The organism is Erwinia aeris, from assembly GCF_041224955.1.
Classification (GTDB): Bacteria; Pseudomonadota; Gammaproteobacteria; order Enterobacterales; family Enterobacteriaceae; genus Erwinia; species Erwinia aeris.
The window spans coordinates 297,194-317,110 of the sequence record NZ_JBGFFX010000002.1 but is presented as its reverse complement, the minus strand read 5'-3'; the positions used below and the strand labels follow the sequence as shown (position 1 = coordinate 317,110).

Sequence of the window (19,917 nt, the reverse complement as noted above, 5' to 3'; positions counted from 1 at the left end):
GTAGCCGTTTAAAAAATAATCTCTGGCAGGAATGTAGTAATTATTGAAAACGATCACAGAACAGGTTGAGAAAAAAATGAAAGTTGCGGGAGAGAACGGTCAGAAAGCCCACGGCGTGCAATAAAAAACGGGCCATAAGGCCCGTTTTTGCTGGTGAGTGAGCGAGTTCGGTTACGACTGCGCTGGCACCGCGACTTTCGCTGCCGGTTTGGTGGTCTTATCGTAAACCGGGCCAGGCTGCGCCGGCACGACAAAGCCGTTGTCGCCTGCCGCCGGTGCCTGCGGCGCGTCGGTTGCGCCTTCGCCGGTGGCCTGACCGTCTACGGTCGCGGGCTGGCCGTCTACCGTAGCCGCCGGAGCCGCCTCGCCGCCCACGTTAGCGCCCTGCGGCGTAACTGGCGTGGTTGGCTGCTCTGTTGGCTGCGCGCTGTTGTTCTCCTGAACAGGGATCGGGGCCGCATAGCCGTTGCCGGACGCGCCGTTGACCTTGGTCGGCATGCCGGTACGGGCTTTCAGCGCGGCTTCGAGGCTTGCGCTGTCCACGCTGGCGTCGCCAACCACTTTATTCACGGCGGCGGTCAGCGTCAGCGGCACCGGCTCGCGAGAGTTGAACTGCTCTTCGGTCTGCGACAGCGGGTTGTGCACCTCGATATAGCGGGTGCCGTCCGGCTCCACGCTCGCCTTCAACGGCTGGTCGATAAACTGTACGCGCGTACCCACAGGCACGTTGTCGAACAGCCATTTGATATCGTCGGCGCGCAGGCGCACGCAGCCGTGGCTGACGCGCAGGCCGATGCCAAAGTTAGCGTTGGTGCCGTGGATAGCGTACAGGCGGCCGATATAGAGCGCGTAAAGGCCCATCGGGTTGTCCGGGCCGGCCGGGAAGATCGGCGGCAGCGGCGAACCGGCCGCCGCGGCGTCTTCATGCATCTTTTTCGTCGGCGTCCAGGTTGGGCCGTCTTTCTTGCTTTGTACCGTTGTCGTCCAGTTTACCGGCGTATCTTTACCCAGTTCGCCCACGCCGACCGGCAGCACGACCACGGTCTTACCGCCTTTCGGATAGTAATAAAGACGCATTTCAGCGCTGTTGATCACCACCCCTTCGCGCGGCGCGTCGGGCAGGATCAGCTGCTGAGGCACGATCAGTTTTGAGCCTGCTTTCGGCAGATAGACATCCACGCCGGGATTGGCTTCGAGCATATTGCTCAGGCCCATCTGATACTGTGCGGCAAACGCCTCCAGCGGCAGTTTGCTGTCCTGAGGCACGGTAATTTCAATGTTTTCGCCAATAAGACGGCTGTTGGCGGCGGGCAGATTATAAACCACGGCAAAAGCAGACTGGCTGTAAGCGGTGGCGGCCAGCAGTAAAGTGGCTAACGCGCGGATGCTTTTTTTCATATTCTTCAAGGTATTGCGCCATGTAAACTGTGGATAAAGGAGCCTGTGCAGGTCGGCTGTGACCGGCTGCACATTATATGGTCATAACTCAGCAGGAATAAACCTGCATTTGCGGCCAAAGGCCAGCTTTACGTAAATTTAGCCGCAGAGCGTTCTCTGCGGCACGCCGCGTCAGGGCTGCCATAGCGGATCGTCGCCGTTCAGCTTGCGGTTCAGGAAAAAGGCCGCGCTGATCAGCGCCAGATGGCTGAGCGCCTGCGGCGTATTGCCCAACGCATAGCCCTGGTGATCGAACTCCTCGGCATAAAGCCCGAGCGGATTGGCATAGCTTAGCAGTTTTTCAAATTCAAAATGGGCTTCGTAAACCCGCCCGGCGCGCGCAAGGCACTCTACGTACCAGAACGAACAGGCGGTAAAGGAGCCTTCCGTGCCTTCCAGCCCGTCAGCCGGCGTTTCGGTTCGGTTATAGCGTTTAACCAGGCCGTCACTGACCAGCTTATCTTTAATGACGTCGAGCGTCGCCAGCCAGTCAGGATCGGTCGCGCCGACGAACCTTACCAGCGGCATCAGCAGCATTGAGGCGTCAACAAAGTCGCCGTGGCGTGTGGCAACGAAATGGCCCTGTTCTTCATTCCAGAAGTTTGTCCAGATATCTTCGCGGATCTCGTCGCGGATGCGTAGCCAGCGCTCATAGGGAAACGACAGCGAGCGCTTCTGGCCCAGCCGTATCGCCCGATCCAGCGCCACCCAGCACATCAGGCGCGAATGCAGAAAATGCTCCGGTTCACCGCGCATTTCCCAAATCCCCGCATCGGGCTTGTTCCAGTTTTCGCCGACGTGATCGATCATTTTACTGACGTGTAGCCAGCCGCGATGGGAGATGGCCTCGCCATATTTATTAGCCAGGTAAACAGCGTCCATCAGCTCGCCATAGATATCCAGCTGCGTCTGATTCCAGGCGTCGTTGCCGATGCGTACCGGCGTGGAGTTCGCGTAGCCGGAAAGATTAAGCAGCTCGCTTTCGTGCAGCTCGGTACCGCTGTCGATGCGATACATTACCTGAAGTTTTTCCACGTCGTGATGGCTGTTTTCGACGCAGCGCCCAACCCAATGCGTAAAGTGGCGGGCTTCATCGACGTAGCCCAGCCGCATCAGCGCGTACATGCTGAAAGAGGCGTCGCGCAGCCACGAGGCACGATAGTCCCAGTTGCGTTCACCGCCCAGCTCCTCCGGCAGGCCGAAGGTGGCGGCGGCGGCGATCGAGCCGTGCTTCCACGAGGTCAGCAGCTTCAGGGTCAGCGCCGAACGGGTCACCATTTCCTGCCAGCGGCCGCGATAGGTGCTTTTCGCGCTCCAGTCCCGCCAGAAACGCAGCGTATCCTGGAAACACAGGGCGGTCTTTTCCTCATCCACCTTCTCGTCGTCCGCGCAGCCCAGCACGAACTCGCGGTGTTCGCCAGCCTGTAAGGTAAAAGTAGAAGTTGCCGCGTTGTGCGCCAGCTGGAAGTCAGCTTTACCGCTCAGCCGCAGCGTGGGCTGGTTCTCTGCACTGAACAGCACGTCGCCCTCGCTCAGGCTGGCCGTGGTCTCCGCGCGGGCATAGTCATGAACCGGCGCGCAGCGCAGCGTAAACGTTGCTTCGCCATGAATGACCTTAACCCGTCGGATCAGGCGTGGCTGCCGGTCTTCCGGCTGGCAGAGCGGCATATAGTCGGTAATTTCCGCCACGCCTTTGCGATCCAGCCAGCGGGTTTGCAGAATATTGGTATCAGGCAGATAAAGCTGCTGGCGGCGCGCCTCCGGCCAGTCAGGCTCAATGCTGAACAGGCCCGCTTCGTCGCCGTCCAGCAGCGCGGTAAACACGGACGGGCTGTCCAGATCCGGCCAGCAAAAGTAGTCGATTGCGCCATCGTTGGCGACTAAAGCACAGGTGCGTAAATCCCCGATAACGCCATGATCCTCGATCTTTCTTTTTATCTTGCTCATGCCCCTTCCTCGGGTAGCCGGTTGTTTTTTAACTATAGCCAGCGTCCGGCGGGACGGGCGTCAGGAAGCGCAAGCAAGTGTAAATGCCGCTGAATCTCCCTCATCTATACTTAGCTTTTTTACAGCGACCGAGGAGAAACCCATGAGTAAAGCAGAGCAGAAAGTTGCCGTTGTTACCGCTTCCGATTCCGGGATAGGCAAGGCCAGCGCGATTATGTTAGCGGAGCAGGGGTACGATATCGGCATTACCTGGCGCTCGGATGAAAAGGGCGCGCAGGATACGGCGGAACGGGTGCGTGCACTGGGCAGGAGAGCGGAAATTCAGCATCTTGACCTGGCGGATCCGCAGGAGGGCGGCAAGGCGCTGGAGGCGTTAATCAGTAAACTCGGCCGCATTGACGCCCTGGTCAATAACGCCGGCACCAACGATAAATCTCCTTTTCTGGAAACCTCGTTTGATTCGTGGCGGAAAGTCTTTACCGTGGACGTGGACGGCGCTTTTATCTGTGGGCAAATTGCCGCGCGCCATATGGTTGAACAGGGCGAGGGCGGCAGGATTGTCAATATTACCTCTGTACACGAGCACACGCCGCTGCCGGATTCGACGGCCTACACCGCTGCCAAACATGCGCTGGGCGGCCTGACCAAATCGATGGCGCTGAGCCTGATGCCGCATAACATTCTGGTAAATTCGGTAGCGCCCGGCGCGATCGCCACGCCGATGAACGACATGAGCGATGATGATGCCCGTAACGTTTCTATTCCGGAGATCCCGGCAGGCCGACCGGGCGATCCGCGTGAAATAGCCAGCATGGTCGCCTGGCTCTGTTCCGAATGGGCCAGCTACACTACCGGGCAGTCTTTTGTGATAGACGGCGGCTTTACGCTGGCGAACCCGCAGTTCTATATTCAGAAGTAGCCGATGACAAAGGGCGACCTCGCCCTTTATCTGTCAGCGTTACTCTTCATCCGTCTGGTGCGCCGCGCGGCGCTTAAACCAAATCCTTACTCCCCAGACCAGCGCCACAATCAGCACCACCCAGAAAATCTGCTTGAGGTGGCGATCCAGCGTATGCAGCCACGGCGCGATAACCTGGCCGCCGATATAGCCCAGCGAAACGAAAATCAGCGCCCACAGCACCGCGCCAATCACGTTCAGCAGCATAAATTTTTGCGGCTTCAGGCGGCTGGAACCGATGATAATCGGGCCGACAATTCTCAGGCCGTACATAAAGCGTACGCCGATCACAAACAGCACCGGCCGCTTACGGATTAACGAGTTGGCTTTTTTGATCTGCTTCTGGTGTTTTGTAAATTTTTTAAGGATATTTGCGCCGTAGTAACGGCCGAGGAAAAAGAGCGCGGTATCGCCCAGAATGCCGCCCGCCATCGCCACCAGCACCACCAGACCGTAATGCAGCAGGCCTTCATGCGCCGCCACGCCGCCCAGCAGCGTGAAGGTTTCCCCTTCGGCAATACAGCCTAAAAACAGCGCCACGTAACCGTACTGCGTGATCAGTTGATTGATATCCATTTGGCTTTGCTCCTGCGGTTAATGCGCTAAAAGCTCTTAGTCTAAACGTTGATGGCCAAAGCGGGACAAAAGTTGCCGTAAAGCGCACTTTTTTTCGTAACAAACAGAACCGCTTAGCCTGAGGATGCAGTGTTTAAAAAATAAACAGTTTACGATCGTTTATACTTTATCCTGACCCGCCAGTCCGCTGCGGCCTCTCAAAGCTAAAGGAGTGAAGATATGAACCATGTCTGGGGACTTCTTGCGCATCCTGACCGTGAAATGCGCGATATCCGGCAAGAAAACGAAACCGTTTCGCACCACTATACCCATCACGTTTTATTGATGGCGCTGATCCCGGTGATTTGTGCGTTTATCGGAACCACCCGATTAGGTTGGGACTTTGGCGCGCAGCGTACCGTTCAGCTGTCACTGATGACTGCTTTTGCCCTCGCCATTCTGTTTTATGGCCTGATTTTAGGCGGCGTTGCGGTGATGGGCCGGGTGATCCACTGGATGGCGCGGAACTATCCGCAACGTCCCAGTCTGCAACGCTGTACCGTTTTTGCGGGCTATGTCGCTACGCCGCTGTTTATCAGCGGGCTGGTCGCGCTTTATCCGCTGGTCTGGCTTTGCGTTTTTGTCGGCGCGCTGGCGCTGGCCTATACCGGCTATCTGCTGTACCTCGGCATCCCTATGTTTCTGAATATCGACCGGGAAGAAAGCCTGCGCTTTTCCGGCTCGACGCTGGCGATTGGCGTGCTGGTCTTTGAAGTGCTGCTGGCCATGACCGTGGTTCTTTGGGGCTACGGCTATCGCCTGTTCTGACTGTCGCCGCCGTCGGGTCGCCGACGGCGGATTCGTTACGCCCGGATACGAATATCCCTTAGGAAAAAGATGAGTCACCATCGTATGATGACGCCGCCAGCCCCCGCGTGGCGTGCATTGTGCGGCGGCGGCGTATGGCCTGGCCATACCTGAATCACTACCCGATTAAGTTTTCAATAATGCCTGCAAAAATTCGCTTGTCTCTTTTAAGTTTGGCCCTGCTTTTTTCCGGACAGGTTGCTGTGCATCAGGCCGCTGCCAGCCCGCACGAGGTCTCGCTGGCGCAACCGCAGATTGCCTCCGGCAGCGCGATGATTGTCGATCTCAATACGAATAAAGTGATCTACGAAAGCCATCCAGATCTGGTACGGCCGATGGCCTCTATCACCAAGCTGATGACGGTGATGGTGGCGCTCGATGCGCATCTGCCGATGAACGAGATGCTGAAAGTGGATATCAGTCATACGCCGGAAATGCGCGGCGTATTTTCCCGCGTGCGTTTAAACAGCGAAATCAGCCGCAAAGATATGATGCTGCTGGCGCTGATGTCCTCGGAAAACCGGGCGGCCGCCAGCCTGGCGCATCACTATCCCGGCGGCTACGACGCCTTTATCCGGGCGATGAACGCGAAAGCGCGCGAGCTGGGCATGACCCATACCCGTTACGTAGAGCCTACCGGGCTGTCGATTCAGAACGTGTCGACCGCGCGCGATCTCACTAAGCTGCTGATCGCCAGCAAGCGCTATCCGCTGCTTGGGCAGCTGAGCACCACCCATGAAGAGATGGCGACCTTCGCCAATCCACCCTATACGCTGCCGTTCCGCAACACTAACCATCTGGTTTACCGGCCGGACTGGAATATCCAGCTGACCAAAACCGGCTTCACCAATCAGGCGGGCCACTGCCTGGTAATGCGCACCGTCATCAAACAGCGTCCGGTGGCGCTGGTGGTACTGGACGCTTTTGGAAAATATACCCACTTTGCCGACGCTAATCGTCTGCGCAGCTGGCTGGAAACGGGGAAAGTTTCGCCGGTTCCCGCCGCCGCCCTGAGCTATAAAAAGCAGCGCGCGGCGGAAATGGTCAGCAATGGCGGTAACGGCGACGTTACTGAATAGTTAAGCATCTGCTGGTTTTCAGGCGGGCAAACCCCTAAAATAGCGCGCGTTTGCCCGTCCGATTGTCTGATATCTGGAACTTTTCATGTCTACCATAGTGACTTTTTTACGCGCCTGTCTGTTTGCGCTGATCGCGTTTTCGCCCGCGCTGAGCTGGGCCGCTGACGATGATGCCAGCCAGCAAACCGCCGAGGCACCGGCCAAACTCAACGCCGCCGTTGAGCTGCCTAAAATGCAGAAGGTGCTGGATAAAATCAAACAGCAGGTTTCCGGCGAAACCAACGACAGCAAGCTTAGCGCGCTGAACGAGATGGCGCAGGAGCTGTCCGGCGACGCCGACACGCTGGTGCAGGCCATTACGCCGCAGCGTGCTCAGCTTCAGGCCCAGCTTGACGTGCTCGGCCCGCCGCCGAAGCCGGAAAGCGGTGTCAAAGAGACTTCGGAAGTCACCAGCAAGCGTAAAAATCTGCAAAACCAGAAGGCAAAAATCGACGATCAGATTAGCCAGGCGGAAGCGATTAAAAGCGGCGCGACCAACCTGTCTACGCAGATCGTCAGCCTGCGCCGCGATGCGTTAAAGACCCAGCTGGCCCTGAACGCGGGCAGTATTTTCGGGCCACGCTTCTGGTCGCCGCTGTACAACAGCCAGAGCAACGACAATGAGAAAGTGAAAGGCTTTCTTGACGAGCTGGCCGATACGGCGGTGCTGGCCTGGCAGCCGGACTGGCGCATGGGCACGGTGGTGTGGATAGTGTTAGCGGGCCTGGTGGCGACGTTCGGACGCCGCTATATGGAAGAGTTTCTGGCGTGGGTGGGTATTCATCGTCTGCCGGAAGGACGTTTGCGCCGCAGTTTTCTTGCCGCCGCGATTGCGCTGACCACGCTGGCCGCCGTGGTGCTGGCCTTTAACTTCCTCAACCTGGCCTTTACCCGTCATCCTGACGTGACGGACGACGTGCGCGCCTTTGCCGATAAGCTGGTCGGCCTGAGCATCTTCTGCGGTCTGATTGCGGGCCTGGGCCGGGCGTTTCTCTCCACGCGTCGGCCTTCCTGGCGTCTGCCGACGATTTCCAACGAAGTAGCGCTGGCGTTAAAACCCTTCCCGCCGCTGATGGCGGGACTGGTGTTTGTGTTTCAGGCGCTGGAAAACCTTAACAGCAGCGCCAATACCAGCGTCGCCACCACGGTGATGGCAAACGGCATCACCGCGCTGCTGATCGGCGCGGCGGCGCTCTCTATCAGTTTCCGCACCAATCGCGTGCGCCGCAAACTGGCGCTGGAAGGCGCGCAGCCGGAAGCCAAATCGACGCTGGTTGGCCTGATCCAGATGGCGATCACGCTGACCGGCGTGGCGATTATGGTGGCGCTGGTGATCGGCTACGTCACGCTGGCGCGCTTTCTGAGCTACGAGCTGGTTTGGGCGGGGATCGTCTGCGGCTCGTTTTATATTCTCAGCCACCTGGTGGCCGACGCCAGCGAATCGCTGTTTTCTACCAGCAACGCCACCGGCAAAGGCATTCAGCGCTCGCTGAATATCGACGAGCGCCACCTTTCCCAGGTCGCTGCGCTGCTGGGCGCGCTGGGTAAAACCGTGCTGGTGCTGATCGCCGCGATAGCCTTGCTGAACGGCACCTTCAGCAGCGCCACGCCGATTGAGCTGGTGCAAAAAGCCATTGAGTTCTGGGGCGGCAAAGGGCTGGAGTCGCTGAACATCGTGCCGGCGCACGTGCTGAACGCGCTGCTGTGCCTGATTGTCGGCATCTACGTGCTGCGTTCGGCTCGCCGCTGGCTGGATCAGGATTTCCTGCCGAAAACCACTATGGACACCGGGATGCGGGTGTCGCTGATTACGCTGTTCAGTAACCTGGGCTATGTGTTGGTGATCCTGCTGGCGCTGTCGGTGATGGGGCTGCAATGGAACAAGCTGGCCTGGATCGTCAGCGCCTTATCGGTCGGTATCGGTTTCGGCCTGCAGGAAATCGTTAAAAACTTTATCTCTGGTCTGATCCTGCTGACCGAACGGCCGGTAAAAGTGGGCGATCTGGTCAGTATCAGCGGCATTGAAGGGGATATCCGTCGTATTAACGTGCGCGCCACCGAGATCCAGCTGGGCGATAAATCCACGGTGATCGTGCCGAACTCGCAGTTTATCTCGCAGAACGTGCGTAACGCGACAATGGGTAACGCGCAGGGCGTGGCGACCATTACGCTGACGTTCCCGCTGGATATCGATCCGGTCAAGGTGCGCCAGCTGCTGCTGGACGTTTATGTCGATAACGAGCGCATTCTGGATACGCCGGAGCCTTCCGTCACCTTTAAGGATCTTACCCCGGCCGGCATTGTGCTGTCGGTGACCGGCAACGTCACCAGTCCGCGCCAGGTTTCCGGCGCGAAGAGCGATCTGCTGTTTGATATTCTGACGCGGCTGCGCAAAGAAGGCATCGTGCTTTCCACGCCGCAGACGATGATCGTCGAGCAGCGTAACGGTCAGAAAGTGGTGGTGCAGGACGGCGAGGCGTAAACGCCAGGCGGCATATGCCGCAGGAGATTACTGACAAACTCATATGCTGTCACCAGGTCGCGTTCGGGCCGGTGAAAAGCAGCAGAGGCAGATCGGAACACGGACGCGCACGTCCCTCCAGGCTCGTTTGGCGCGTCCATGCGCCAAAACGGTCCGCTTATCCGCTCAGCCTCTGCTGCTGCGGGGCTGCGGTTTCGCTGCAAAAAGTCCGGTTCGCACGTATTCTTTATCTTTGTCAGCAGTCTGAGGCGGCATGCCTATCGGTCATGCCGCTATCTGGCTTAGCGTTCCGCTTTCCCTGTACAGCCACACTCCGCCCAGTTTTTCGCCCGGGTGGTTTTGCCGATGCCGGGGTTAAAACTGTTGGTGGGATCGAGCTGCTGATAAAAAGCTTTCAGCTGCGGTTTGGCCTGGTAAAGATGGCCTACGTTATGTTCGGCAGGATATTCCGCGCCGCGCTCGCTGAGGATCTGCAACATCTTCTCCTTCAGGGCATGCGCGTCAACGCCCTTTTTCACGATGTAATCCTGATGGAAGACGTGGCAGAAAAAGTGGCCGTAATAGAGACGATGCACCAGCGCGTCGTCAAATTCCGGCGGCAGCTTTTCAAACCAGTCTCGATCGTTGCGGCGCAGGGCGATATCCAGCGCCAGAATATCCTCCACTTCCTGCTGATGCACCGCATGATAGCGAACGGCCGCGCCCGCTGCGGCAAAGCGATGCAAAAAGGCCTTGCCGCCTTCTTCCGGCGTGCACTCAAAATAGTCGCCGTCCGCCTGCTGAAAGTAATCTTTCAGGTACTGGCGCGCTTCCTCCACGCCCGGCCCGGCCATTTTTAACATCAGATGATGCTCGAAACGATCGCGGTAAGCTTTCAGCCTGGCGGGAAGGTGTGAAGGTAGCAGGCCGCTGATTTTTTGCATCACGCGGTCGGTAAGGTTGGGCTTAATAAACGAGAAGCGCTTCAGCAGCGCGTCGATATGGCCTTTCAGCGCGAAAAACAGCGGCATTTTATCGGTGCCGAGTTTATCGATCATCACAAAGGTGTCTTTACCGTAAGTTTCGGCAATATCAAACATATCGCGGTGCAGATATTCGCCTGCCACCGGCAGTTCGTTAAAGTGTTGCAGGATATGGCGGCGCAGCTCGTCCAGCACGGCAGGCTGATTGGTGCCGATATAAAAAACCTGCTGGGCTTTTTCGCTGGTGAAGGTATCCAGCCGCACGGCGAAAACGGCCAGCTTGCCCGCACAGCCGGAAGCCTCAAACAGCCGCCGCGCATCGGCGTTAAAGCGGGAAGGCGTATCCGCCTCGACTTCGCGCACGCGTTCCGCGTAGTCGTGATCCGACGCGTGCCGCCTGTCGTAGCGCACATCTTCAGGCCGCCAGGTTTCATCATCAAGCCGACTGAGAATTTGCTCCGGCGTGCTGCCCAGCTCAATACCGAGATGGTTTACCAGCACCAGCCTGCCGCTGGCATCTTTTTGCGCATAGAGCGCCATTTCGCTGTAGGCCGGGCCGCGCTTAATCAGCGAACCGCCGGAGTTGTTGCAGATGCCGCCCAGCACCGACGCGCCAATGCAGGAGGAGCCAATCACCGAATGCGGTTCGCGCCCCAGCGGCTTAAGGATTTTTTCCAGCTGATAAAGCGTGCTGCCGGGAAACGCCAGCACCTGTTTGCCGTCATCCAGCAGCTGAATTTTATCCATCCGGCGGGTGCTGACAATCACGATGTCGCGATCGTAATCGTTGCCGTTTGGCGTCGAGCCTTCGGTAAGGCCGGTATTGGCCGCCTGCATCAGCACGATGACGTCTGCCGCCACGCAGGCCTGTAAAATGCGCCACTGTTCCAGCAGCGTGCCGGGAAACACCACGGCCAGCGCTTCGCCTTCGCCAGAGCGGAAGCCTTTGCGGTAGCGTTCGGTTTTTTGCGGATCGGTCAGCAAGTGGGCGCGGCCGACGATGCGGCCCAGTTCCGAAACCAGCCTGCTGCCGGTTGATGAGGGTCTGTTCATATCCTTGTGTCCTTTTTTATCGCACGCCCTAACTTTAGCACCGCTGAACTAAAGCAGGCTCAACCGGCTTGAAAACTACCTGCTATCCTCAACTTATGGCACACTCGCCGCACGATTTTCTGTCGTTTACCTGAGAGAAACTACCCTGATGAAATGGATTTGTTCTGTTAGCTTCGCCGTTGCGCTGGCGCTACAGCCTGCCTTTGCCGACGATAACCACGGGCAGCACCCGCTGACGCCCGAAGCTCGCGATGCCTTTGTGAGCAACCTCCTGCAGAAAATGACGCTGGATGAAAAAATCGGCCAGCTCCGGTTAATCAGCGTCGGCCCGGATAACCCGAAAGAGGCTATCCGGGAAATGATCAAGCAAGAGCAGGTCGGCGCGATCTTTAATACCGTCACGCGCCACGATATCCGCGCGATGCAGGATCAGGCGATGCAGCTCAGCCGCCTGAAAATTCCGCTGTTCTTTGCCTATGACGTGGTGCACGGTCAGCGTACCGTTTTCCCTATTCCGCTGGCGCTGGCGGCAAGCTGGGATCTGGATGCTATCGCAACCGTGGGGCGCGTGTCGGCTTATGAAGCGGCGGACGACGGCCTGAACATGACCTGGGCGCCGATGGTGGACGTCACGCGCGAACCGCGCTGGGGCAGGGTATCGGAAGGGTTCGGCGAGGATACCTGGCTGACCTCGGAGATGGGCCGCATGCTGGTGGAATCCATGCAGGGCAAAAGCCCGGCGGATCGCTATTCGGTGATGACCAGCGTGAAGCACTTCGCCGCCTATGGTGCGGTAGAGGGCGGTCGCGATTACAACACGGTGGATATGAGCCCGCAGCGGCTGGCGCAGGACTATCTGCCGCCTTACAAAGCGGCGCTGGACGCGGGCAGCGGCGGCGTGATGGTCTCACTGAATTCAATCAACGGCGTGCCTGCCACTTCCAATAGCTGGCTGCTGAAAGATTTGCTGCGGGATGACTGGAAGTTCAAAGGTATCACCATCAGCGATCACGGCGCGATCAAAGAGCTGATGAAGCACGGCGTGGCCAGCGATCCGCAGGATGCCGTACGTGTCGCCATCCAGTCCGGCGTGAATATGAGCATGAGCGACGAATACTACAGTAAGTATCTGCCGAACCTGGTAAAAAGCGGCGCGGTCAGCATGGCGGATATCGACGATGCCACGCGCCATGTGCTTAACGTCAAATATGATATGGGACTGTTTAACGATCCCTACAGTCATCTTGGCCCGGCGGAGAGCGATCCCAAAGACACCAATGCCGAAAGCCGCTTACACCGGCCGGAAGCGCGTGATGTCGCTCGCAAAAGCATCGTGCTGCTGAAAAACCGCAATGACACGCTGCCGCTGAAAAAAGCGGGCACTATCGCGCTGATCGGCCCGCTGGCCGACAGCCAGCGCGATATTATGGGCAGCTGGTCGGCGGCAGGCGTCGCCTCGCAGTCCGTTACCGTCATGCAAGGCATTAAAAACGCTACCGCAGGCAAAGCCACGCTGCTTTACGCCAAAGGCGCTAACGTCAGCGACAACAAGGGCATTCAGGACTTTCTGAACCTCTATGAAAAAGCGGTCACGGTAGATGCGCGCACCCCGCAGCAGCTGTTGGACGAAGCGGTAGAGACGGCGAAAAAAGCGGATGTGGTGGTTGCCGTCGTGGGCGAAGCGCAGGGCATGGCGCATGAAGCGTCCAGCCGCAGCGATATCACCATTCCGCCTTCGCAGCAGGCGCTGATTAGCGCGCTGAAGGCGACCGGCAAGCCGCTGGTGCTGGTGCTGATGAACGGGCGCCCGCTGGCTATCGTTAAAGAGAGCCGCGAAGCGGATGCGCTGCTGGAAACCTGGTTCAGCGGCACCGAAGGCGGCAACGCCATCGCGGACGTGCTGTTCGGCGATTACAATCCGTCCGGCAAGCTGCCGATGTCTTTCCCTCGTTCGGTAGGGCAGATCCCAATCTACTACAACCACCTGAACACGGGGCGGCCTTACGATCCGGCAAGGCCGAACAAATATACCTCGCATTACTATGATGCAGAGAATGGCCCGCTTTATCCGTTTGGCTACGGGCTGAGCTATACCAGCTTTACGGTATCGCCGGTCACGCTTTCGGCTAAAACCATGCCGCGTAACGGTCAGGTTTCGGCTTCGGTCACGGTGACCAACACCGGCAAGCTTGACGGCGCGACCGTGGTGCAGCTTTACCTGCGTGACCAGGTCGCCAGCGTTAGCCGCCCGGTGAAGGAGCTGAAGGGCTTTAAGCGCATTATGCTGAAAGCGGGCGAGTCGCAGACCGTGACCTTCCCTGTTGACGTGAAGGCGCTTAAATTCTGGAACGCCAAAATGCAGCAGGTGGCGGAACCGGGTAAATTCAGCGTGATGATCGGGCTGGATTCTGTTCACACCAGCGATGCGGAATTTAATTACCTGTAAAAACCGGGCGTGAAGGCCCGGCTGTAGACATCAGGAGGCGAATATTCGCCTCCTTTTCACTTTCCTGCTTCGGCAAATTTCAGCAGCGCGTCGCCGTCCAGGCGATAACGCACCCATTCGCTTTGCGCCACGGCGCCAATGCTTAAATAGAAGTCGATAGCGGGCTGATTCCAGTCCAGCACGCTCCACTCCAGACGACCGCAGCGGCGCTGCACGGCCAGCTGCGCAATATGCTTAATCAGCGCTTTGCCCGCGCCGTTGCCGCGCGCATCGGGCGAAATATAGAGATCTTCCAGATAAATGCCGTTGCGGCCAAGCCAGGTTGAGTAGCTGGTAAAAAACACCGCATAGCCGACGGCGGTGCCGTCCACTTCGCAAATCAGCGCTTCGGTTTTGCTTTCTGCGCCAAACAGCGTCTCGCGAATTTCCTCCGGCGTGGTCACAACTTCTTCCGGCGCTTTTTCATAAACGGCCAGTTCATAAATCATCGCGTAAATGGTTTGCGCGTCTGCCGGACGGGCCTGGCGGATAGTGATACTCATGGCTTTTCCTTTTCCCTGCGGGTTAAAGCGGATAAGCATAAAGGTTATTGCGTGCGGAATTAAGCGCAATCAAACTTTTTACCTGCGCCCGACTCTCCCTGTGATGCGAAGTTTCCGCACCGATATGGTGGATTTTTCAGTCAGGAACCACGCGTGACCTTTTTACATAATCTGGATAACAGCTGGAAAGCTTTCGCCGCCGCTACGATCGCCAGCTTGCCGCTGCAGAGGGCATTTGTGCATTTCGTCGTGGTATGGCCGCCGATTTGCTACCGTAGACGGCGTTTGTACATTCCTGCCCCCTGGCGGCAAGAAAATCCGGGCAACTAACGGTGAGCATACCGGCTGGCGTGGCTTGTACTGGTTAAATATTGGCTATCATTTCTGCCAGCTCCGGACTCTTTTTTCCGACATATCAGTAACTCCGGGCAACTAACGGTGAGCATACCGGCTGGCGTGGCTTGTACTGGTTAAATATTGGCTATCATTTCTGCCAGCTCCGGACTCTTTTTTCCGACATATCAGTAACACATTGATTAATTGCCGCGGTATGACGCTGGTTATTTTCGTCGATCTGAAAGGCATAAATATCACAAGTAGCGTGCATATAATTAAGCCATGCTACCTGAGATTTTTTAATTTTAGCCAGAAGATCCTCACCAATATTTTTATGCTCAGTGTAGCTATGAGTAACTTCAGTTAAATACTTACTGTAAACAGCATCCAGCCTTTTGGTAGCGGCCTCCTTTTTGATATATGAGCAGTTATAGTACTGCTCGCTATTGGTGATCGTCGCGCAATTCTCCTGAGCAAAGCTCGCCTGGCAGATAAGTAATACGAACGCGAGAGATTTTTTCATCGCGACTCCAGTAAATAGTTTTCTCTTTGTCTGGCAGGCTCATCATCACGAAGGGCCGGCGTATTTCTTATATAATTAATAAGTTCCTGTGGATTATTATGTGCACCAGCCAGCATAGGGCGCGCGCTTTTGTTATATTTACTATTGCTGCCTTCAGCTCTGAAGGTTAATAATCCTTTTTCTGGTTTAAGCATATTCCCTTATCCTTTTGATATCTGATTTAAAGGCTGAGTAAGCTACTCGAGAAATATAACGAAGTATCATCTTGCTTGCAAAGTCTAAAAAAGAACAAAGGAATATTATATAATTTATTACATCGGCAAGGCCGGATGTCACGTTGGCACGAAGATGAACTGCCCGAAAACGCAGCCTGGGCTGTATCAGACGTCATTAACGCCCCAAAATCAGGAAAATAATGCTTTCACTCAGAGACAGGATCCAGCAGCAGGTCTTTCGCCTGAACGGGCTGGCGATGAACGACTTCGACCTCAGCCAGCCGCCTGGCGATCCCGGTCTTTACGGGCCGGACAGCGTTATCTGGCAGGTGCACGGCGATTTCTCGTCGATGCTGTGCGGCGGTATCTCCGCGCTGCTGATGCAGATGCTGCATCCGCAGGCGCTGGCAGGCGTCTGGGATCACTCAACCTTTCGCGAGGATATGTCAGGCAGGCTGCGGCGCACCAGCCAGTTTATCGCCGTGACCACCTTTGGCAACACGGCGGACGCCCATACGTTAATTGAGCGCGTAAAACGGATCCATCTGCGGGTAACGGGCGTTGATGGCCAGGGCAACCCCTATGCCGCCAGCGATCCGGCGCTGCTGACCTGGGTGCACGTCGCAGAGACCAGCCGCTTTCTGGCTGCCCATCTGCGCTATAAAAATCCGCTGCTCAGCAGAGAAGATCAGGATCGCTATTATGCGGAAGCCGCCGTGGTGGCCGAAGCGCTGGGTGCGAAGCAGGTGCCGAAAACGGTACAGGAAGTCGAGGCTTATCTGACGGCGATGCGGCCGCAGCTGCGCTGTGACGAGCGCACCAGAGCGGTGCTCGCCGTGCTGCTGACCATGCCCGCGCCGAGCTGGCAGGCGCGTCCGGCCATGCGCACTATGATGATGGCGGGCATTGAGCTTTTGCCCGAATGGACGCAGCAGCAGTTTGGCTTTCGCTTTTCCGGCTGGCGGCGGGCGCTAATCCGCCAGCGGATGAAATGGCTGGCGTCCGGGCTGCGCTGGTGCGTGCGTCGCGGCGGCTATTATCGTGCCATGCAGCGCATGGGGCGCGAAATTTGAGATTATTACCCTTGTTGTGACATGGCGCGCACGGGCATCCTGCTCTATTCTCCGGGAAATTCCGGGAAAAGGGATGACCCTGAACCCTTGTCGAGGCGCTATGACACAGACGTACCGGCTGGCTGAAGTCTTTAATCAGCAACAAACCCTTATTGCCACGGTTGAGCAGGATGAGCGCACCGCCTATTTTTACATTCGTCCGGCCGAGCCGTTTCGCGGCCAGTTTGCCGTGCGCGGCTGTTGGCTGAGAAACCTGCTGCCTGCGCCCGCGCAGGAAGACAGCGAGGCGATGGCGCAGGGCATTCCGCCGCTGCTCAGCGCCGAATACTGCCGCACGCTGGAAGCGGAGCCGATATTGCATCCGGCAGGCCTGCAGGTTATCTGGACGCCCGGCGATGACGGTGCGGCGCTCTGGTATCAGGGGCAGCTGCTGGCGGTTATTCCCGGCTGGAGCCTGTATCAGGATAAACAGGTCAGCTTTTCCGCTGGCTGCATCAAAGAGAACCGGCTGACCGCGCCGCTGGGTTCCGCCTCTACCAACAGCTGGTACGCGCGGGCGGAGAAAGATCGTCTTTTCTGGCGCGACTGGCAGGATGCCCAGCCGTGGGAAGGCATTCAGCGAGAAATGCTGCGCTGCTACGAGGCGCAATATGGTGAGTCGCTAAAGTACTACGCTATCGACCAGGGCAGCTGGCCGCCAATGGCCATCTCGCAGCACTATCATCAGGGCAACTGGTATTTTCTGACGCTGGGTATGAGCATCCGGCCCATGCCGTGGATCGATTTCCTCTATAAGGATAAAGACGCTGCCGATCATCGCCGTATCGAGCTGGCGATGGCGATCGACGGCGAGGTGATGAGCGAAGAGAACGCGGTGCAGATGGCCAGCGCGCTGGCAAGCTTTGCGCATTTTCCCTGGGCGCGCCTCAGTTGGCTGGGCGAAGGGCACACGCTCTCTTCCGCCGTCGCGCCGATAGGTTTTGAAGGCTTTTTGCTTTCGGCCACGCTGGGCGACAGTTTCACACTGCCGCCGCGCGAAGGAGAAAAAGTGACGCTGTTATGGGCCACGCCGGTGACGGCCGCCGAGCAGGAATTCGTCGAACAGGAACCACAAGGCGGCCTGCAATTAGTGGAACGCTTAACCGAGGCGGGGTGTAATCCTGTCTTCCGGGCGCGGCCCGAGCTGGTGGATCCGCCGGCTGGCTAAGCCGTCATACTTTCGCACGATTTTACCCAGCCACGACCGCCAAAGATATGCCACAATTATCTGAGATAATTCTTAAGAGGTGTGCATGTCTGCAATCGAAGTTATCCTGGTCGATGACCAGGATCGCGCCATCGGTCGAATGGAAAAGCTTGAGGTTCATCAGAAAGGATTGCTGCATCGCGCGGTCACCGTTTACGTGTTTAACTCCCACCATCAGCTGCTGCTGCAACAGCGCGCCAGCGGTAAATACCACTGCGGCGGGCTGTGGAGCAACACCACCTGCGGCCATCCTTACCCGGAAGAGTCGACGCGACACGCGGCCGAGCGACGCCTCAATGAAGAAATGGGGTTATCGCTGAGGCTACAGCCCATGTTTGAGCTGAGCTATTACCTGCCGCTGGCAAATGGCCTGATCGAACATGAATATGGTCACGTCCTGTTTACCCTGAGCGATGAGCTGCCGCAGCCTAATCCGGAAGAAGCAGACGACTGGCGCTACGCTTCGCTGCCGGAAATTCAGCAGGAAATGGCGGCGCACCCCGAGCGTTTTACGCCGTGGTTTCTGCATACCTTTGCCCGCATCCCCGCCGAATTTGCCCGCTTTACTGCGGCCGCGCTGGCGGTTCAGCCGTAAAATCCTCGGCGTCCACGTCGTAGCCTGACGGCTCCCAGCGTACCAGCAGCAGCGCCAGCAGGCCCGCCAGCGGCGCAAAGCCGATAACCCAGAATACGTTAGTACCCAGCGCCGCCGACAGCAGCGGAAACAGAAACAGCGACAGGGTAGAGCTGCCGCGCATCAGCGTCTGGTTCATACCCACGCCCACGCCGCGTAGCGAGGTTGGATAGCTAAGCGAGGCAAAAGTCATGGTATGCGAGCCTGGCCCAAAGCCCTGGCCCAGCAGAAACAGCGCCAGCATGGCGACAGACACCGCCGCCTGCGTGCCGTCGTCCGGCCTGCCTACCAGCGCCAGGCCGAGCAGCGCCACAAACTGGCAGCCGTAGCCAGCTACCGTCATCCGCCAGGCGCCCAGACGCGGCACTAAACGTACCGCCAGCAGCCCGCCAACAAAGGCGAACAGCAGATTCAGCGCCAGCGAGACCAGGATGGTGGTCAGCATCGACTGCGCCAGAAAGCTGGAGAGGATCACCGGCAATCCAAACGCAACGGCGTTATAGGCGAAAGCCGAAGCGACGGCGGTAACGGTAGCGAGCAGCGTACGACGCAGGTAAATGCCCTTAAACAGTTCGCCATAGTTGCGCCAGCTGGCGCGACGAACCGGCACGGCGGGCGTCAGATCGGCTTCTTTCGCCACCTGTGCATTGATGCCGTAAGAGCGCCGTAAAATAGCGGCCGCACCATGCAAATCGCCCTGGTTAGCGGCCCAGACGGGCGATTCGCTCATATAGCGGCTGCGAACGGCGATAATCAGCAGCGCGGGTACCGCGCCAAAGCCCAGGATAATCCGCCACAGCCAGCCCGCCTGTGCTTCCGGTAGCACCGAGTAAAAAAACAGCACCAGCAGATAAGAGACAGAAATAGCGGCATACCAGGTAGGGCACCACATGGCAATGCTGGCCGCCTTGTTGCCTCGTCCTTTCAGCTTTGAGAACTCCGCTAAAAAAGCCATCGCTACCGGCAGATCGATGCCCACGCCCAGCCCCATCACAAAACGCGCGCCCGCCAGTACGTATTCGTTTGGCGCAAAAGCGCAGGCCAGCGCGGCCACCACAAAGAAAAACATATCGGCCATAAACACGCGGTAGCGGCCAATTTTATCGGTGAGATAGCCGCCAATCAGCGCGCCGACGATAGCGCCAAAGGCAATAGCGGAAGCCACCATGCCTGCGCCCGCAGGCGTCAGGCCAAACTCTTTGGTTACGTCCTTCATGCCAAACGCCAGCGCGCCCAGATCGTAGGCGTCCAGAAACACGCCACCCAGCGCAATCGCGATCACGATATGCGCATTGCTACGCGCCTGGGTACTGTTGTTGACCAGCGTTGCAACGTCCGCAGCCTGACGGATAAACAACGTTTCGCCCGTTGGCTCGCTCCCTGCCGTGGCGACATGCGATTCAGCCGTTAAGTCAGTCATGAGGTTATATTCAGTTTTAGTGGTGTGGTTTGTGAGCATACTCCCGGCGCTGGCAGAGTTAAATTCCCGCTCGTTATAAGTTACAACCAAACGGCGCAATGTA

17 protein-coding genes are annotated in these 19,917 nt (G+C 57.7%); 9 read left to right on the top strand and 8 right to left on the bottom strand.

Annotated elements, in window-relative coordinates; all coding sequences use genetic code 11:
- Positions 1–171 precede the first annotated feature (171 nt).
- Together AB6T85_RS05130 and AB6T85_RS05125 are read right to left on the bottom strand one after the other, a co-directional pair.
- Positions 172–1,398, bottom strand: a complete 1,227-nt coding sequence (locus tag AB6T85_RS05130) for a L,D-transpeptidase family protein (protein ID WP_369894953.1) — start codon at positions 1,396–1,398, stop codon at positions 172–174.
- 171 nt (positions 1,399–1,569) lie between these two features.
- A complete protein-coding gene (locus tag AB6T85_RS05125) occupies positions 1,570–3,384 on the bottom strand; it encodes a glycoside hydrolase family 15 protein (protein WP_369894952.1) in 1,815 nt (604 codons plus the stop codon).
- Positions 3,385–3,526: 142 nt separating this feature from the next.
- Between AB6T85_RS05125 and AB6T85_RS05120 the strand changes: the two genes are divergently transcribed.
- Entirely contained in the window at positions 3,527–4,303 is a 777-nt protein-coding gene (locus AB6T85_RS05120; RefSeq protein WP_253454813.1) for an SDR family oxidoreductase, read from the top strand.
- A gap of 39 nt (positions 4,304–4,342) precedes the next feature.
- Here AB6T85_RS05120 and AB6T85_RS05115 read toward each other — a convergent pair whose 3' ends face one another.
- Entirely contained in the window at positions 4,343–4,918 is a 576-nt protein-coding gene (locus tag AB6T85_RS05115; RefSeq protein WP_253454812.1) for a DedA family protein, read from the bottom strand.
- Positions 4,919–5,137: 219 nt separating this feature from the next.
- Here AB6T85_RS05115 and AB6T85_RS05110 point away from each other — a divergent pair, with 219 nt between their 5' ends.
- The 3 genes from AB6T85_RS05110 to AB6T85_RS05100 all read left to right on the top strand — a co-directional run bounded on the left by AB6T85_RS05110 (position 5,138) and on the right by AB6T85_RS05100 (position 9,364).
- On the top strand, positions 5,138–5,725 hold the full coding sequence (locus tag AB6T85_RS05110) for a Yip1 family protein (RefSeq protein ID WP_125288822.1): 588 nt from the start codon (positions 5,138–5,140) through the stop codon (positions 5,723–5,725).
- A gap of 179 nt (positions 5,726–5,904) precedes the next feature.
- Entirely contained in the window at positions 5,905–6,843 is a 939-nt protein-coding gene (gene pbpG, locus AB6T85_RS05105; RefSeq protein WP_253454811.1) for a D-alanyl-D-alanine endopeptidase, read from the top strand.
- An 85-nt stretch (positions 6,844–6,928) separates the two neighbouring features.
- Positions 6,929–9,364, top strand: coding sequence for a DUF3772 domain-containing protein (locus tag AB6T85_RS05100; RefSeq protein WP_301251280.1), 2,436 nt, complete (start codon positions 6,929–6,931; stop codon positions 9,362–9,364).
- Positions 9,365–9,645: 281 nt separating this feature from the next.
- Here AB6T85_RS05100 and dld read toward each other — a convergent pair whose 3' ends face one another.
- Entirely contained in the window at positions 9,646–11,379 is a 1,734-nt protein-coding gene (gene dld, locus AB6T85_RS05095; RefSeq protein WP_369894949.1) for a D-lactate dehydrogenase, read from the bottom strand.
- A gap of 148 nt (positions 11,380–11,527) precedes the next feature.
- On the opposite strand from dld, the gene bglX reads away from it, so the two are divergent.
- Entirely contained in the window at positions 11,528–13,825 is a 2,298-nt protein-coding gene (gene bglX / locus AB6T85_RS05090) for a beta-glucosidase BglX (protein ID WP_253454808.1), read from the top strand.
- A 56-nt stretch (positions 13,826–13,881) separates the two neighbouring features.
- Here bglX and AB6T85_RS05085 read toward each other — a convergent pair whose 3' ends face one another.
- On the bottom strand, positions 13,882–14,367 hold the full coding sequence (locus tag AB6T85_RS05085; protein ID WP_253454807.1) for a GNAT family N-acetyltransferase: 486 nt from the start codon (positions 14,365–14,367) through the stop codon (positions 13,882–13,884).
- A 153-nt stretch (positions 14,368–14,520) separates the two neighbouring features.
- Here AB6T85_RS05085 and AB6T85_RS05080 point away from each other — a divergent pair, with 153 nt between their 5' ends.
- Complete coding sequence (locus tag AB6T85_RS05080; protein WP_253454806.1) at positions 14,521–14,697, top strand: hypothetical protein; 177 nt, start codon at positions 14,521–14,523, stop codon at positions 14,695–14,697.
- A 154-nt stretch (positions 14,698–14,851) separates the two neighbouring features.
- Here the strand turns inward: AB6T85_RS05080 and AB6T85_RS05075 are convergent, their stop codons facing one another.
- Together AB6T85_RS05075 and AB6T85_RS05070 are read right to left on the bottom strand one after the other, a co-directional pair.
- Positions 14,852–15,226 (bottom strand): lysozyme inhibitor LprI family protein, encoded by a 375-nt coding sequence (locus AB6T85_RS05075; RefSeq protein ID WP_369894948.1) that lies wholly within the window; start codon positions 15,224–15,226, stop codon positions 14,852–14,854.
- Positions 15,223–15,420, bottom strand: coding sequence for a hypothetical protein (locus tag AB6T85_RS05070; RefSeq protein ID WP_369894947.1), 198 nt, complete (start codon positions 15,418–15,420; stop codon positions 15,223–15,225). The genes AB6T85_RS05075 and AB6T85_RS05070 overlap by 4 nt, the downstream gene beginning before the upstream one ends.
- Before the next feature lie 221 nt (positions 15,421–15,641).
- Between AB6T85_RS05070 and AB6T85_RS05065 the strand changes: the two genes are divergently transcribed.
- The 3 genes from AB6T85_RS05065 to idi all read left to right on the top strand — a co-directional run bounded on the left by AB6T85_RS05065 (position 15,642) and on the right by idi (position 18,355).
- Positions 15,642–16,514 (top strand): oxygenase MpaB family protein, encoded by an 873-nt coding sequence (locus tag AB6T85_RS05065; RefSeq protein ID WP_369894946.1) that lies wholly within the window; start codon positions 15,642–15,644, stop codon positions 16,512–16,514.
- A 100-nt stretch (positions 16,515–16,614) separates the two neighbouring features.
- On the top strand, positions 16,615–17,721 hold the full coding sequence (locus tag AB6T85_RS05060; RefSeq protein WP_253454802.1) for a suppressor of fused domain protein: 1,107 nt from the start codon (positions 16,615–16,617) through the stop codon (positions 17,719–17,721).
- Between the two features lie 85 nt (positions 17,722–17,806).
- Entirely contained in the window at positions 17,807–18,355 is a 549-nt protein-coding gene (gene idi, locus AB6T85_RS05055) for an isopentenyl-diphosphate Delta-isomerase (RefSeq protein WP_369894945.1), read from the top strand.
- On the opposite strand, the gene AB6T85_RS05050 is transcribed toward idi, so the two are convergent.
- Complete coding sequence (locus AB6T85_RS05050) at positions 18,324–19,814, bottom strand: MFS transporter (RefSeq protein WP_369894944.1); 1,491 nt, start codon at positions 19,812–19,814, stop codon at positions 18,324–18,326. The genes idi and AB6T85_RS05050 overlap by 32 nt on opposite strands.
- Positions 19,815–19,917: the final 103 nt, after the last annotated feature.

Bases quoted from the DNA above. Each gene is read 5' to 3' on its own strand.
- AB6T85_RS05130 (WP_369894953.1), bottom strand. From the start codon at position 1,398: ATGAAAAAAAGCATCCGCGCGTTAGCCACTTTACTGCTGGCCGCCACC.
- AB6T85_RS05075 (WP_369894948.1), bottom strand. From the start codon at position 15,226: ATGAAAAAATCTCTCGCGTTCGTATTACTTATCTGCCAGGCGAGCTTT.
- AB6T85_RS05070 (WP_369894947.1), bottom strand. From the start codon at position 15,420: ATGCTTAAACCAGAAAAAGGATTATTAACCTTCAGAGCTGAAGGCAGC.
- AB6T85_RS05050 (WP_369894944.1), bottom strand. From the start codon at position 19,814: ATGACTGACTTAACGGCTGAATCGCATGTCGCCACGGCAGGGAGCGAG.
- AB6T85_RS05110 (WP_125288822.1), top strand. From the start codon at position 5,138: ATGAACCATGTCTGGGGACTTCTTGCGCATCCTGACCGTGAAATGCGC.
- AB6T85_RS05125 (WP_369894952.1), bottom strand. From the start codon at position 3,384: ATGAGCAAGATAAAAAGAAAGATCGAGGATCATGGCGTTATCGGGGAT.
- AB6T85_RS05065 (WP_369894946.1), top strand. From the start codon at position 15,642: ATGCTTTCACTCAGAGACAGGATCCAGCAGCAGGTCTTTCGCCTGAAC.
- AB6T85_RS05115 (WP_253454812.1), bottom strand. From the start codon at position 4,918: ATGGATATCAATCAACTGATCACGCAGTACGGTTACGTGGCGCTGTTT.
- pbpG (WP_253454811.1), top strand. From the start codon at position 5,905: ATGCCTGCAAAAATTCGCTTGTCTCTTTTAAGTTTGGCCCTGCTTTTT.
- dld (WP_369894949.1), bottom strand. From the start codon at position 11,379: ATGAACAGACCCTCATCAACCGGCAGCAGGCTGGTTTCGGAACTGGGC.
- AB6T85_RS05120 (WP_253454813.1), top strand. From the start codon at position 3,527: ATGAGTAAAGCAGAGCAGAAAGTTGCCGTTGTTACCGCTTCCGATTCC.
- AB6T85_RS05085 (WP_253454807.1), bottom strand. From the start codon at position 14,367: ATGAGTATCACTATCCGCCAGGCCCGTCCGGCAGACGCGCAAACCATT.
- idi (WP_369894945.1), top strand. From the start codon at position 17,807: ATGTCTGCAATCGAAGTTATCCTGGTCGATGACCAGGATCGCGCCATC.
- bglX (WP_253454808.1), top strand. From the start codon at position 11,528: ATGAAATGGATTTGTTCTGTTAGCTTCGCCGTTGCGCTGGCGCTACAG.
- AB6T85_RS05100 (WP_301251280.1), top strand. From the start codon at position 6,929: ATGTCTACCATAGTGACTTTTTTACGCGCCTGTCTGTTTGCGCTGATC.
- AB6T85_RS05060 (WP_253454802.1), top strand. From the start codon at position 16,615: ATGACACAGACGTACCGGCTGGCTGAAGTCTTTAATCAGCAACAAACC.